Annotated in this window: 12 protein-coding genes and 1 pseudogene; 3 read left to right on the forward strand and 10 right to left on the reverse strand. The window is 48.3% G+C overall.

What is annotated here, in order from left to right; genetic code table 11:
- Positions 1 to 31: 31 nt before the first annotated feature.
- The 8 genes from rseP to rpsB form a co-directional block, all read right to left on the reverse strand.
- Complete coding sequence (rseP, locus tag WG89_RS09510; protein ID WP_062264750.1) at positions 32 to 1,408, reverse strand: sigma E protease regulator RseP; 1,377 nt, start codon at positions 1,406 to 1,408, stop codon at positions 32 to 34.
- A 176-nt stretch (positions 1,409 to 1,584) separates the two neighbouring features.
- Complete coding sequence (gene ispC / locus WG89_RS09515) at positions 1,585 to 2,772, reverse strand: 1-deoxy-D-xylulose-5-phosphate reductoisomerase (RefSeq protein WP_216638459.1); 1,188 nt, start codon at positions 2,770 to 2,772, stop codon at positions 1,585 to 1,587.
- Positions 2,773 to 2,774: 2 nt separating this feature from the next.
- Positions 2,775 to 3,575 (reverse strand): phosphatidate cytidylyltransferase, encoded by an 801-nt coding sequence (locus tag WG89_RS09520; RefSeq protein ID WP_062264755.1) that lies wholly within the window; start codon positions 3,573 to 3,575, stop codon positions 2,775 to 2,777.
- Positions 3,569 to 4,342, reverse strand: a complete 774-nt coding sequence (gene uppS, locus WG89_RS09525) for a polyprenyl diphosphate synthase (protein WP_062264810.1) — start codon at positions 4,340 to 4,342, stop codon at positions 3,569 to 3,571. Before uppS ends, WG89_RS09520 begins: the two co-directional genes overlap by 7 nt.
- Positions 4,343 to 4,628: 286 nt before the next feature.
- Positions 4,629 to 5,186: a ribosome recycling factor gene (gene frr / locus WG89_RS09530; RefSeq protein ID WP_062264758.1), complete on the reverse strand. Its 558-nt coding sequence runs from the start codon at positions 5,184 to 5,186 to the stop codon at positions 4,629 to 4,631.
- On the reverse strand, positions 5,183 to 5,929 hold the full coding sequence (pyrH, locus tag WG89_RS09535) for a UMP kinase (RefSeq protein ID WP_062264760.1): 747 nt from the start codon (positions 5,927 to 5,929) through the stop codon (positions 5,183 to 5,185). The genes frr and pyrH overlap by 4 nt, the downstream gene beginning before the upstream one ends.
- Positions 5,930 to 6,225: 296 nt before the next feature.
- Positions 6,226 to 7,086 carry a translation elongation factor Ts gene (gene tsf / locus WG89_RS09540; protein WP_062264763.1) on the reverse strand — a complete coding sequence of 287 codons (861 nt, stop codon included), beginning with the start codon at positions 7,084 to 7,086 and terminating at the stop codon, positions 6,226 to 6,228.
- A gap of 176 nt (positions 7,087 to 7,262) precedes the next feature.
- Positions 7,263 to 8,054 carry a 30S ribosomal protein S2 gene (gene rpsB / locus WG89_RS09550; RefSeq protein ID WP_062264768.1) on the reverse strand — a complete coding sequence of 264 codons (792 nt, stop codon included), beginning with the start codon at positions 8,052 to 8,054 and terminating at the stop codon, positions 7,263 to 7,265.
- Between the two features lie 352 nt (positions 8,055 to 8,406).
- Between rpsB and WG89_RS09555 the strand changes: the two genes are divergently transcribed.
- From WG89_RS09555 to glnD, 3 genes are all read left to right on the forward strand, one after another.
- Complete coding sequence (locus WG89_RS09555; RefSeq protein WP_062264771.1) at positions 8,407 to 9,402, forward strand: TLC domain-containing protein; 996 nt, start codon at positions 8,407 to 8,409, stop codon at positions 9,400 to 9,402.
- Between the two features lie 206 nt (positions 9,403 to 9,608).
- Positions 9,609 to 10,409 (forward strand): type I methionyl aminopeptidase, encoded by an 801-nt coding sequence (gene map / locus WG89_RS09560; RefSeq protein ID WP_062264774.1) that lies wholly within the window; start codon positions 9,609 to 9,611, stop codon positions 10,407 to 10,409.
- Positions 10,410 to 10,528: 119 nt separating this feature from the next.
- The gene (gene glnD / locus WG89_RS09565; protein ID WP_062264777.1) at positions 10,529 to 13,240 is read left to right on the forward strand and encodes a [protein-PII] uridylyltransferase; all 2,712 of its coding nucleotides are present in this window, start codon (positions 10,529 to 10,531) and stop codon (positions 13,238 to 13,240) included.
- Positions 13,241 to 13,296: 56 nt separating this feature from the next.
- Here the strand turns inward: glnD and WG89_RS09570 are convergent, their stop codons facing one another.
- Positions 13,297 to 14,706 carry an ankyrin repeat domain-containing protein gene (locus WG89_RS09570; RefSeq protein ID WP_216638460.1) on the reverse strand — a complete coding sequence of 470 codons (1,410 nt, stop codon included), beginning with the start codon at positions 14,704 to 14,706 and terminating at the stop codon, positions 13,297 to 13,299.
- A gap of 317 nt (positions 14,707 to 15,023) precedes the next feature.
- Positions 15,024 to 15,128, reverse strand: a pseudogene (locus WG89_RS32035) (IS5/IS1182 family transposase); the annotation flags it as partial.

Genomic DNA, 15,128 nt, shown 5'->3' on the forward strand with positions numbered 1-15,128 from the left:
CCGTGTTCATCTTTTACTCTGGTTTTTCGCATCAGAATAGCCGGCTTATGTCGTTATAAAGAGCCAGCATCATTACACTGACCACCAGAGTCACCCCAATTTTCAACCCAACCAACTGGGCTTTTTCAGATAGAGGCTTGCCTCTGACCCACTCCACCAGATAAAACAACAGGTGTCCTCCATCCAGTACAGGAATGGGCAGCAAATTCAAAACCCCGAGACTGACGCTCAACATTGACAGGAAATAGAGAAAATTCTCCAACCCTGATTGCAGGGATGCGCCAGCCACTTTAGCAATGGTAATCGGACCGCTCAAGTTTTTTACCGAAACCAGCCCTACCACCATCTTCCACAGAGACTCAAGAGTCATTCCCGTCAAGGCTGACGTAGTCTCAACCGCTTTGGGAACAGCTGACAGTGGATTGAATTGCAGCGTTCTGATCATATCGTCTGGCCAGGATACCGATTGAACTCCTGCACCAATATAACCAATACGCTGGCCTTCTACTTCTTTTTCGCCCGGTGTAATAGCAAGCTGCTGAATACTGCCATTACGCTCTACTTCGACTTGCAGGGTCTTACCCGGATGGCTACGAATCAGATTAACCCAAGCCAGCCAATCCTGTACAGGTTCACCATTGGTTTTAAGTATCTTGTCACCGGGGACCAGACCCGCCTGCTCAGCGGCTCCACCAGCAACCACCTGACCTACCACAGCTGGAATCTGTGGTGAGTAAGGCACAACGCCCAATGATTTGACAGGATTAAGATCCTCCTGCCCCACCAACCAGTCGTTCAATGGAACCTGCTTGATGACTTCACTACCCTCGGGCTTTTCACCCGGTATACCGGACCTTACGGTGACATCAATAGAACGATTCTCGCCAATGAACGACAACAGCTCCATATTAACCTGCTGCCAGCCTGGAGTATCTGTCGAGCCTATCCGTACAATTTCATCACCCGGTTGAATACCTGCCAGGGCAGCAGGTGAATCCGGCACTACCTTTTCAACCTGGGGCAGTACTGTCTTAACCCCCAGAACATACATAAGCCAAAGTGCGACAATGGCCAGCAGAAAGTTGGCTATAGGACCTGCAGCAACAATCGCAATACGAGACAGAACCGGCTTACTGTTAAACGCCTGATCTTTCTCAGCTTCAGGCACAGGTCCTTCACGCTCGTCCAACATCTTGACATAACCACCCAGAGGAATGGCGGCAACAACATATTCTGTTCCATGACGATCCGTTCTTTTCCAGAGCGGCTTACCAAACCCCACTGAAAAGCGCAGCACTTTAACACCACAGCGACGGGCCACCCAGAAGTGCCCGAACTCATGGATACTGACAAGAATCCCCAGCGTTATGACAAAAGCCAGAAACGTCTGTAAAGTTCCGAATATCATGTCGCGCTACCTAACCTCCGGCACGCCTGCCTTTCTACCTTGAACCGCCTTTAGCCCCAATTGTCACAACAGCTGCGACTGGCAGTATTTTATGTTTAAAGTACGACTGTAAATAGAATATCGCCAGAAGAACAGCGAATTATATGACTTTAAGTCCTATTCAACGACCTTCCTGATCAAGCCGACTTGCACCACCGCTCTATCTGGTTTTTTGCATGACTTCTTGCCCTGCGATCAGCATCCAGCACCTGTTCAATATCACCTGCATTGTTCACCTGAAGTGCCTGCAGGGTAGCATCAATCACATCGGGAATGCGGTCGAAGCGAAGATAGTCACCCAGAAAAGCTTCTACAGCCGCTTCATTTGCTGCATTAAGCATGGCTGCAGCCGTACCACCCGTTGAAGCGGCATCCTGTGCCAACTGCAAACAGCGGAAACGTTTCATGCAAGGCTTCTGGAAATCCAGCCTGCCTACATCAGCCAGAGACAGTGGTTCTACACCTGACTGAATTCGTTCAGGCCAGGCCATGGCGTGAGCAATGGGCGTTCTCATGTCAGGATTACCCATCTGAGCCAACACAGAACCATCATCATAATCGACCAGGGAATGAATAATGCTTTGAGGGTGAATCACCACTTCAACCTGAGAGGGACGAGCACCAAAAAGCCAGCAAGCTTCTATAAACTCAAGCCCCTTATTCATCATTGTGGCCGAGTCAACTGAAATTTTTCGTCCCATACTCCAGTTCGGATGAGCACAAGCCTGATCCGGAGTCACTGTAGGCAAAATCTCTACAGGCACATCCCTGAAAGGTCCGCCAGAAGCTGTCAGCAGGATTCTTCTCACACCCACCTTTCCCAAACCATCACGGTATCCGTGAGGCAGACACTGAAAAATCGCATTATGCTCGCTATCAATGGGTAATAGCTGGGCGCCTGACTCTTTAACTGAGTCCATAAAAAGAGCACCGGTCATCACCAGTGCCTCTTTGTTAGCCAGCAAAACCTTCTTACCCGATTTTACAGCTGCCAATGTTGGCAACAGCCCTGCCGCCCCGACAATGGCCGCCATGACCACATCGACTTCGGAATCAGCCGCTACCTGCGCCACAGAGCGCGTACCACCAAGCACTTCTGTTTTAAGTCCGGCCTCTTTTACAGAAACCCTTAACTGATCTGCAACGGCCGGATCGGACATAACCGCAAAATCCGGCTGAAAAGTTCTGACCTGCTCCAGCATGGCATCGTGACTTCTGCATGCAACCAGTGAACGCACTCTATAACGCTCACTGTTCCTGGCAATCACGTCCAGAGTACTTTTCCCGATCGACCCGGTTGAACCCAGAACACAAACCTGTTGCATACTCAACTCCCGCTGACAACCAGAGCCAGAGTAAAGACTGGAATGGCTGCTGTCAGACTGTCTATTCTATCCAGAATGCCGCCGTGCCCCGGCAGCAGATTGCTACTGTCTTTTATTCCTCGCTCACGCTTGAGCATGCTTTCAAACAGATCGCCCAGTACTGAAACCAGAACCACAGCAATGGAAAGCATTAAAAGACCCAGCCCACGGGCAAAAGTAAAGTCAAAATACAGGCCTACACAAGCTGCTACCAGCAGTGACATCAGCAGCCCGCCCACCAGACCTTCAATGGTTTTCTTGGGACTAACCCTTTCCGCCAGCTTATGACGACCAAGATTTTTTCCAGCAAAATAGGCACCCACATCCGCCGCCCAAACCAGAAGAAAGACGAGAATAATAGTCCACCCCTGCTGATCATGAAGTTTGAGCTTTGAAAGGGCGAACCAGGCTGGAACCAGTGTCAAAAAGCCCATGACCAATCTCAGCACCCGACTGCTACAAAAACGAGCCGAGCCCGGATAGCCTTTAACCAGAGCAAAGGCCACCAGCCACCAGACCACAGAAATAGCCAGCAGCAGGTGAGCCGATACATCTTTTACGAGCCAACAGGCCACACCTGTCAGCAACACATAACCTATCCGGGTCATTGAATCTTCAAAACCGGACAGATTAGCCCACTCCCACGCTCCCAGCATGATGACCAATGCAATAAGAACCGAAAAAATAGAAGGAGGAAGGAAAATCACACTCGCCAGGGCTAATGGCGCCAGAACCACCGCCGTGAGAATTCTCTGTTTTAACACGTAGCCTCAGCCTCCACTTGCTCACTGGTCTTACCGAAACGTCTCTGACGATTCACATAAGACAGGAGCGCACTCTCAAATTCCTTGCGACCGAAATCCGGCCATAAGGTTTTGGTAAAATAAAATTCGCTGTAGGCACACTGCCATAAAAGGAAATTACTGATACGTTGCTCGCCACTGGTCCTGATTAGAAGATCAGGGTCAGGCAAACCTGCAGTACTCAGATGTTCACCGATCATTGATTCATCAATCTGATCTGCGGACAGCTCTCCCTGCTCTACCAGTTTAGCCACTTTGCGTGTAGCCTGAGCAACATCCCACATGCCACCGTAATTGGCAGCAATCACTAATGTCACTTTCGCTTCGTCCGCCGTAAGGGCTTCTGCTTCAGCAATATGTTCCTGAATTGCAGGACTAAAGCGACTTATGTCGCCTATAATCTTAAGCCTGATATTATTCTTCTTGAGCTTACGGGTTTCTCTGCGCAGGGTTCTCAGGAATAACTCCATCAAACCGTCGACCTCATTCTTTGGCCGATTCCAGTTTTCACTACTGAAAGCAAACAGAGTCAGAACTTCAACACCCACTTCACCACAGGCTTCAACCACCTCCCTGACTGCCTTAACACCAGCACGATGACCAGCCAGACTGGGGAGCATTCGTCGTTTAGCCCAGCGGTTATTTCCATCGAGAATGATGGCCACATGGCGGGGCAACTTCTTTATCGAAACTCCCTCTAAGCTGCCGTTTTCCTCTTGCGATATCATGGCCATTCACTATCTATAAAAAATACTGCCTTCCCATGTTCTGCACTCATCTTCATGGTCCGGAACGAACAGTATTTCCAGCTCAAGGCTGTTTGTTGATCTGAAAAAACAATCTATTTACAACACCTTGCAGGAGCTCACAATAAAATGCAAGCTCCTCCAGGCACTCACTCCCAAGCCCTAAAACCCTTTCTAAAAAGACAAACAGACAGCCACTGTAAAGTCATCCGCCACTCTTTAAACAGAGTTTAATCAGGAGCAATCCTATAAAAAGAAGAGAAAGCCCTTAGACTTCCATCAGATCTTTTTCCTTGCTGGCCAGCGCTGAATCAACAGCAGCGATATATCGGTCAGTTACCTTCTGGATATCATCCTGTGCACGACGCTCATCGTCTTCACTGATTTCCTTTTCCTTCTCCAGCTCTTTGATATCAGCCAGAGCATCACGACGAATATTGCGGATAGCGATCTTCGCGTTCTCAGCTTCCTGACGAGCCTGACGGGTATAACCTTTTCGAGTTTCTTCCGTCAGTGGTGGCAGAGGAATACGAATCACCTCACCAGCAGTAGAAGGATTCAGACCCAGATCGGACTTCAGAATGGCTTTTTCAACATCAGGCACCATCTGTCTTTCCCAGACACGAACGGCCAGAGTTCTTGCATCTTCGGTCGAGATATTGGATACCTGACTCAGGGGTGTCTCGGAACCGTAATAGGAAACCCGAACACTATCCAGCAGACTTGGGTGAGCACGACCAGTACGAATCTTGGCAAATGCACCATCCAGAGAATCTACGCTTTTGCTCATGCGCTCTTGCGCATCTTGCTTAATTTCTTCAATCATTTATCACCCACACTTTCCCCAGAGACCAGTGTTCCTTCTTCGCCACCTACCACTGCATTGAGCAGAGCACCGGATTTATTCATATTGAAAACCCGAACAGGCATCTGCTGATCCCTGACCAGACAGATAGCCGTCAAATCCATAACCCCGAGCTTGCGCTCCAGCACATCATCATAGGTCAGGGATTCAAACTTTACTGCATCCGGGTGTTTGACAGGATCCTTGTCGTAAATACCGTCAACCTTGGTTGCTTTCAGAACGACATCAGACTCAACCTCAATGCCACGCAGGCAGGCCGCAGAATCTGTTGTAAAGAAAGGGTTACCGGTACCCGCAGAAAAGATCACTACATCACCACCACTGAGGTAGCGCATTGCACGACGATGATCATAGTGTTCAAGAACACCATCCATCGGAATGGAAGACATGACACGGGTATTGATGTTTGAACGCTCAAGGGCATCACGCATGGCCAGAGCATTCATGACGGTGGCCAGCATACCCATATGGTCGCCAGTCACTCGGTCAAGGCCAGCAGCACTTAACGCTGCTCCACGAAAGAGGTTTCCGCCACCGATTACGATACCAACCTGAACGCCGATACCTACCAGCTGGCCGATCTCCAGGGCCATTCTGTCAAGAACACTGGGATCAATACCAAAGTCCCCTTCTCCCTGAAGGGCCTCGCCACTGAGTTTGAGCAGAATGCGCTTGTATTTCGGTTGTCGATCATTTGCCGGCATTTTCAGCTTTCCGATTCAGAGTTAGGCGAAGAAGCACCCGACCCCGACAGCCTGCCGGCTCAGCCCACACCCTGATGAATGAGCTTATGACACTTTTTATAAGCCGCTAACATATGTCGTTAAAACGTCGCTAATCAGCTTATCGAGAGAAGACTTTAAAGGTCTTCTAAGTGTCATCTTTAGCTCAGACACCAGAATAAGGGATAAACCTGCAGACCTACTGAAGAAACTCCCAAGAGTCTATTCAGCTAACAGGTCAGGCACCATCCATTAACCAGTAATAACCAGTATCAGGATTAGAGTCCAGCCTGAGCGCGAACTTCTGCAGCGAAGTCCACTTCTTCTTTCTCAATACCTTCACCCACTTCGTAACGAACGAAGCCAGTGATAGTAGCGCCAGCTTTCTTGGCCAGAGCACCAACCTTAACATCAGGATCTTTAACGAAAGGCTGTTCTGTCAGGCTGTTTTCAGCCAGGAACTTGTTGATACGACCAACGATCATCTTCTCGATGATTTCAGCTGGCTTGCCAGACTGTTCAGCCTGAGCCTTGAAGATTTCCTTCTCTTTCTCAACCAGATCAGCTGGCATGTCGTCCTTGTTAACCACCTGAGGGTTAACAGCAGCAACGTGCATGGCAACGTCGCGAGCCAGTTCAGTGTTACCACCGTCCAGACTAACCAGAACAGCGATACGCTTATTACCGTGAACGTAAGCGTCGATCACGCCACCTTCAACGATTTCAATACGACGAACACCGATGTTTTCACCGATCTTCTGAACCAGAGCCAGACGAGCTTCTTCCAGCTCACCTTCCATCAGCTTGGCTACGTCAGCTTCCTTACGATCAAAAGCAGCATCCACTACTTTCTGAACGTAGTTCAGGAAGTTGTCATCACGAGCAACGAAGTCGGTCTCGGAGTTAACTTCAACCATTACACCGAAGGTGCCGTCTTCAGCAACCTTGGTAGCGACAATACCTTCAGCGGCAGTACGACCTGCTTTCTTGGCGGCTTTAGCCTGACCAGATTTACGCAGCTCTTCAATCGCCTTTTCGATATCGCCTTCAGAAGCAACCAGAGCCTTCTTGCACTCCATCATGCCCAGGCTAGTGCGTTCACGCAGTTCCTTAACCAGTGCTGCAGTAATTGCTGCCATGGTGGGTTCCTCTCGCAAATATTCAAATAAGGGGTTCAGGACAGCTTTCAAGCTTTTAAGACATACACAGAAGCTTGCGTATGCAGAAGCTCTTGTCAAAGACCATCCCGATATGACAAACGCTTTTTTAAATCTGAAAAAGGGGGCTACGCCCCCTTTTCAAAACGCTCAGAAAATCAAGCTTCCTTAGCTTCTTCCTGACCGTCGTCAGCCTTGGCTTCAGCTGCTTCAACAGCTTCTGCTTCCGCTTCTACTTCTACGAATTCGCTCTCAGCACCAGTATTGGCAGCCGCACGACCTTCGAGAATAACATCAGCAGCAGCCTTGATGTAGAGCTGGATAGCGCGGATCGCATCGTCGTTACCTGGGATAACGTAGTCAACACCTTCCGGGCTGGAGTTGGTGTCAACGATACCGATTACAGGAATGCCCAGTTTGTTGGCTTCCTGGATAGCGATGCGCTCGTGCTCAACATCGATTACAAACAGTGCGTCTGGCAGACCACCCATTTCCTTGATACCACCCAGAGAGCGATCCAGCTTTTCCAGATCACGACGGCGCATCAGGGCTTCTTTCTTGGTCAGTTTTTCGAACGTTCCGTCTTCAGCCTGAACTTCCAGGTCACGCAGACGACGAACGGACTGACGAATGGTCTTGTAGTTGGTCAGCATACCACCCAACCAGCGGTGAGCCACGAATGGCATAGCGCAGCGAGCAGCTTCTTCACGGATGATTTTACCGGCAGCACGCTTGGTACCAACGAACAGAATCTTGTTCTTACCTTCAGACAGCTTGCGAATGAAGCTCATAGCTTCATTAAAGGCAGGCATGGTGTGCTCAAGGTTGATGATATGAATCTTGTTGCGAGCACCGAAGATGAACTTGTTCATCTTTGGGTTCCAGAAACGAGTCTGGTGACCAAAGTGCACGCCAGCCTTGAGCATGTCACGCATAGTGACTTGAGACATGAGAATTCTCCTGTTACAGGGTTAGGCCTCCACACACCCCATGAGTTCGACCCGATGATCAGCGTGAACTGATAGCACCCGGGCACCCTGAATCATGTGTCGGTGTATGTGAGTTCTGTTTACAAAATCAATAAAAAACCTCGCATTCAGGAGACCCTGATCACGAGGACGCGGATTTATACCATAAACGGACGAATTTTCAAAGCAGAAGACCACTCTTTGCCGAAGAATCGTGAAGCCTCCTCACATTGATACTACTCTTTATCTCCGCTCGACTGCTAAAACGTTCAGTACTCAACTGTATGGCTCTCATAGCCCCATACACCCTCCCAGCAAATAAGGCGCCATCCTTATGAAAACCCTCAGGCTTGTGGTCCTGTTTATGGTCAGCCTCAACCCGACATTACTCATCGCAACACCTCAAACCATTAACAACCCGCACCCCATCGGACCTTCTTCAGCTGAGGCTTCCTCAATTACCCCTGTTATGGAGAGCGCCATCCGTTTCGCCCTGGAAGACGAATGCACAGAAAACCCGGAATTCCTCCCGGTAAAAGACTGCATCCTGAACGAGCACGAAGATGCAAATGATGACACCCCGAAGCTATTAGCCATTTGCCAAATCGGAGAAAACCATCAAGCAGTACCCCTGTCCGATGCCGTAACCGCACTTCAAGCACGACAGTCCAGAAATCAGCAATACTACGTTTTATTCATGACCACCGGATTTGTCACCATTCGCCTCTTGACTGGCCACACTAATGCCCCCTCACTGGTTAATTCCATGATTACCGCACCAGCAGCAGCGTACACCTATTTTGATAACAGACAGAACAATAGAACGATGACCAGCATTGCTGCAGAACCCTCATCCTATGAGAACAACCTGGAGAACCTGTCCCCCCTCGTTCTCTATTCCTATGCCATTTATGAGTTTTCCGAAGCTCTCCTGACGGGAAAAGTAGAGTATATCGCTCACGGCTTTGCCATGATTACAGGCTGTGCAGCAACTCATCACGAAGGTAAAATCCGTCTGGCTATATACGGCATGGTAACAGAGACGTCCCAGGTATTTTTTAATGCTGGCTACCTGCACAAGACTTATTATCAGAGAAAGCGTCCTTCCAAAAAATTCTTTGTTCCTTTCACGCTCTTTTTCTTTGGCTCCCGCTGGATCATCTTTCCATGGGAACATTACAAGTTTATTAGAGACACCTATATGGTTGAGGAGGAATACCGCAAGGCTCCTTTTATGAATACAGTTATAACCGTAACAGGTTTTGCCGGCGATATTCTCAACCTTTATTGGGGCATATTGATTCTAAGAAGCGTAAAAAAATATCTCTGAGCATTAGCCCGGAAAATTCATAAAATCGCTTTCAACGGGTTCAAGGCCGGAGAAGTGAAGCTCGACACTTTATGAAATTTCCGGGCCAGTATGCCCAACCATCCATAGTTTTCTGGTAGAATTTCCGTCAGTGTATCCGTATAGCCCGGAAAAATGCCGATAACCGATTATTGAGCAGACACCTGGCACCACAAAGAACATTTGAAATGAACGTTACGATCAAAACTCCTGAAGACATCGAAAAAATGCGCATTGCCGGCAAGCTGGCAGCTGAAGTACTTGAGATGATCACCCCTCACGTCAAACCCGGTATTACCACGGGTGAGCTTGATCGGATCTGTCACGATTATATTGTCAACGAACAGGACGCTATTCCGGCGCCTCTGAACTACGGTGCTGCACCTGGTCGCCCCGGTTTCCCGAAATCCATCTGCACCTCCTTGAATCATGTTGTCTGCCACGGCATCCCCAATGACAAGAAGGCTTTGAAAAGCGGCGACATGCTCAATATTGACGTCACCGTTATTAAGGATGGTTACCACGGTGACACCAGCAAGATGTTTCTGGTGGGTTCCGCCCAGCCATTTGCTGAAAAGCTGGTAAAAGTCACCCAGGAATGCATGTACAAAGGCATTGAAATAGTGAAGCCTGGCGTTCGCCTGAGTGACATAGGCCGCGTTATTGCCCAACACGCACACGCAAACCACTACTCTGTAGTTGAAGAATACTGTGGCCACGGTATTGGCCAGGTTTTCCACGAAGACCCCCAGGTACTTCATTACGATGGCTACGGCGATCACAACGACTGCGTTCTGCAGGAAGGCATGACCTTCACTATTGAACCCATGATCAACGCCGGCAAGAAATTCACCAAACTACTCGGTGATGGCTGGACAGCCGTCACCAAAGACCGTCGCCCCTCTGCACAATGGGAACATACCATCCTGGTGACAGCAGACGGCGTAGAAATATTAACGCTCAGGAATGATGAAACCTTACCTTTCTGATTCCTGACAGGCTCGCCAATGGCGGGCCTTTTTTTTGCGCAAAATTCATGAAGCAAAAGCTCATGACCGCCAAGCGACGGAATGCAAGATAACAAACCAGCTCGACACAAAGACCCACTATGAATCATGCAAGCCCACTGGTCCCGGATCAGTTCAAATCTGCCCTCTATGATAAAGATGCCTTTATCGCCTCACTGGAAGCCGGCGAGCCAGCCATTCCACTCTATAAGAACATCATCAAGGTGGGCAGAGAGACCCTGAATCAGTGGTTCAAGGAAGAAGTCAGCATTGATCAATTGGTCTACAGTCACACATGGCTTATTGATCAAGTTCTGATTACCGCATGGGAACAGTTGCCTTGGAAGGATTCTACTGCCATCAGCCTGCTGTCCGTGGGGGGCTATGGTCGCGGAGAACTTCATCCGGGCTCTGACATCGATATCCTAATTCTTCTGGAAAGCGATAGTTACCAGGATCATCAGACAGAGATCGAGGCTTTTCTTACCACTCTCTGGGACATCGGCCTGAAAGTAGGCTCCAGCGTTCGATCCATTCAGGAATGCGCCGATCAGGCCAGCAATGACCTGACCATCATCACCAACCTGATGGAAGCACGGGCACTGTCCGATCCGGAAAACCTTAACAAAGCGCTTCAGAAAAAGATTGATGTCAGTCAGATGTGGCCCAGCAAAACGTATCTGCAGGCCAAATTTGAAGAGCAAAAAGCCCGTCACAAGAAGTATGCAGATACTGAGTACAGCCTGGAACCCAACGTAAAAGGCTCCCCCGGTGGCATCAGGGATCTGCACATGCTGGGTTGGGCTGCACGACGCCACTTCGGCACTCAGGACCCCATTAAATTGATGGCGCTGAACTTTCTGACTGAAGCCGAGTATGAGCAGTTAATCCGCTGTCGTGCATTTTTATGGAAAGTAAGGTGGGCTCTTCACACCCATGCAGGCCGTGGTGAAGACCGACTTCTGTTTGATCACCAGCGCACTCTGGCTGAACAGTTTGGCTATCAGGATCACCCTGGCTCCCTGGCCGTTGAGCAATTCATGCAGAGCTATTTTCGTACCGTCCTGATCGTTGCCCAGTTAAAGGATCTGATTCTGCAAAACTTTGACGATCAGATTCTTAACGCCGACAAAGCCCAAACCATCATTCCCATTAATGAACGATTTCAGATACATAATCAGTATATTGAAGTCACTCACGACCAGGTGTTCACAGAGCACCCACCTGCGATTCTTGAAATGTTCGTCCTGATGACCCGCAACCCCGACATACTCGGACCCAGAGCGGAAACCATCCGTTTATTGCGCGACATCCGACACACCGTAGACAACCAGTTCAGAAAAGACCCCAGATGCGCCAAGTTGTTCTTGCAACTTCTCCAGGCACCTTACGGTTTAACCATCAGCCTGCGACGCATGGCTCGTTACGGCGTTCTTGGGCGTTATCTGCCTGAGTTTGGCCGCATTATCGGACAAATGCAGTTTGATTTGTTCCACACCTACACGGTTGATGCTCACACTCTGCTACTCATCAAACACATGCGCAGTTTTCGTTATGAAGAGAACAAGCAACGCTACCCGATTGCTTCACGCATTATTAACGACATCAAAAAACCTGAACTGCTTTACGTGGCAAGCCTTTATCATGACATTGGTAAAGGAAGAGGTGGAGACCACTCACAGCTAGGCGCCGTGGATGCAGAAGTCTTCTGTCGTCGACATGGTTTGCGCCGAGTCGACACCAAATTAATTGTCTGGCTGGTAAGAGAACATCTTACCCTGTCGGTTACAGCTCAGAAAAAAGATCTTTCAGACCCCGAAGTGATTCACGACTTTGCCCGCAAAGTGGGCAACCTTAACAACCTGAACCACCTCTATCTGCTCACCGTTGCCGACATTAACGCCACCAACCCTGAACTCTGGAACGGCTGGCGATCTTCCTTGCTGCAGCAACTCTACAGTCAAACCCGTCAGGTTCTGGAATACGGCATTGAGAATATGCCAGACAGTGACGAAAGACTGCAGGATATTCAGCAGGAAACCCTGGATCTGCTCGAAGACGAAAATCTGGATACTCTATCCATTGAAACGCTTTGGGACAGTCTGGATGACGACTATTTCTCCAGACACGATCCTCACGAAATTGCCTGGCACACCCAGGGCATTCTGAATCACAAGGAACAGGGACCATTAATCCTCACCCGGGAAACCGATACTGACCGGGAACACAGTGGTTCTCAGGTGTTTATTTATACGCCTGATCGCCCTAACTTGTTTGCCTCTACTTTGGCAGGACTGGACCTGCTTCATCTGAGCATTCAGGACGCAAGAATCATAACCTCCAAAGACCAGTTCAGCCTGGATACCTACACTGTACTGGAAGAAGACGGTTCTGCTATCGGGCCCAACGAATCTCGTATTCATCAAATCAAAGACTATCTGACACAGGTGCTCAGCCAAAAAGACAAGATGCCATCCTCCTCTCAACGGAGAACCCCACGCCAGCTCAGACACTTCGCCAAAGAGCCGCAAATCACCATCAGTAATCTGCCCGGTGTTAAGAAAACCCTGCTGGAGATAAAAGCCACGGACCGCCCCGGCCTTCTGGCTCGAGTCGTACGAACTTTTGTTGACCTGGAACTGCAGGTTCACAACGCAAAAGTCGCCACTTTTGGTGAAAAACTGGAAGACAGTTTCTTTATTACTGATAAAGATAACAACCCTATCAGCGATCCTGCCGTTGCAGAACATATTTGCGAAACGCTAAAAGAGATTTTGCAACAGGCTTCCGAGCAGGATGTTATTCGACATTAAGAAGCTATAAGTACGCCAAATTCTGCCTTCAATCATTGAGGGCAGAAAGTTCTGCACTACTTTTTATAAGCTTTAATACATTTAACTATTTCTGAATGACCACAACTATGGGCTTTCTGCAAAGGGGTAAGCCCATTTTCCAACTTCCTATCCGGGTTTGCCCCCTGCTCTAGCAGCCATTGAACAAACGGCAGATTCCCTTGTTCACAGGCAATGAAAAGTGGCGTTTTGTTCTGTCTGCGAAGATCTGCCTTTGCGCCACCTTCAACCAGTCTTTTTGCCACCTCCAGATGGTCATTCATAACGGCATCTTGCAATGGAGTGGTTAGATTACCTATATGATCTGGTTTGGCTTTAGCCTTAAGTAAGGCATCAACTACAGGTAGATTACCCTTCTTACTGGCATATCGAAGCGCAGTACTACCCTTGGCGACCTTATCAACATCCTCTACCTTTTCCAGTAAATAGTTTACAATGGGCAGATATCCTTGTTTGCAAGCATACATGAGCGGAGTTTTACCCTTATAAGACTGATCAATGTCTGCTCCAGACTCAACAAGACACTTAACCAAGGGAAGATTGCAGCATAAAATAGCCACTTCAAGCGCACTGACTCCTTTCTTACTTCGAGTATTGACTTTAGCCCCATTGGCAATCAGCATCTTTACCATCTCAAGATTACCATTACGACATGCTGTACAAAGCGGATTGTCTTCACCAAAGGCTTTGTTCGGGTCAGCCTTGTGATCAAGCAGAATACGCACCCCCTTTACATTACTTCGCATTATCGCGTATGATAATGGCGTTATTCCATCGTACTCCTGATTCGGATCAACTTTCATTTCCATTAAGCTCAATACCACTGCAGAGCTATGTGTCTTGCATAGCAGTTGACTTCCAATACTATGAAGCAGTTCAGGAGACTGCTCCAAACGTCTTCTAACTTCCTCAGCGTTACCCATCTTACTGGCCAAAACCAGTTCTCTATGATCCTCTTTAGAAATCCTGACAGGTCTGTCCTTCCTGACCTGACAGGCAATCTCTTTCAATTGATTTTCTTTTCTTCGATAAAACTTATTAAATGATCCTGCATCAGGATAGACACAAGCAAGGCCAAAAGCCGGGTAATCAAACTGTGCAGGCATGCTATCGGTTAAAGCCTCAAAGAGTTCCCGGGAACAAAGGCCTTTTCTTTCACACGGGTATTGTCTGAAGTACAAGCGGTTATTCACATCGAACAGGGTATAAGTTTCTCCAGTCACAGAGAGTGCAAGGGCATGCTTTTCTGTACTTATAATAAAGTGCCCCCTTGGCAGTTTTTCTAACAGCTGCTCCAAACCTTTCATATCTAAGATAAGAATTTGATATTGACTAGTCCATATTGAATTACAACCAGAACCCTTTGTGGCATGCCCTAAATCTCTTGAAGCCGACCATTTGCTCAAGTCAGCCAAATCCTGAATCAAAGTGAATGGCTTTAGTGATGTACAGAAGCTCTCTTGATTCAATAGTAACATCTCGATCCACGGGCGTAACTCAAGAAGCCTGAAAGCTTCAGGCTCCGCATCAGCGAATCTATCAAAAAAAAAAGTCCGCTTTCTGACGATTTATGAGAATCTTGAAATTGTTTGTATCGAGCTTTAGCCTCATCGATAGCTAAGGAACCTGCGAATAACCTCTAATTTACTTCCCTTCTTGAATCGAGTTCGAAGTAGGACTGAAATCAGAGGTCTCAACCCCTTATTTGTATGATATTTAGCCACTTTCGTGACTTCAGGGCGGACTAACCCTGTGCCCGGATCATTTGATCCAGTCGAACAATATTCGCCAGGGCAAATAAAGTAGACAGTTTATTGTCATTCTTCTTCAAACCTCGATACCTGGCTTT

Source organism: Endozoicomonas arenosclerae (assembly GCF_001562015.1).
GTDB lineage: Bacteria > Pseudomonadota > Gammaproteobacteria > Pseudomonadales > Endozoicomonadaceae > Endozoicomonas_A > Endozoicomonas_A arenosclerae.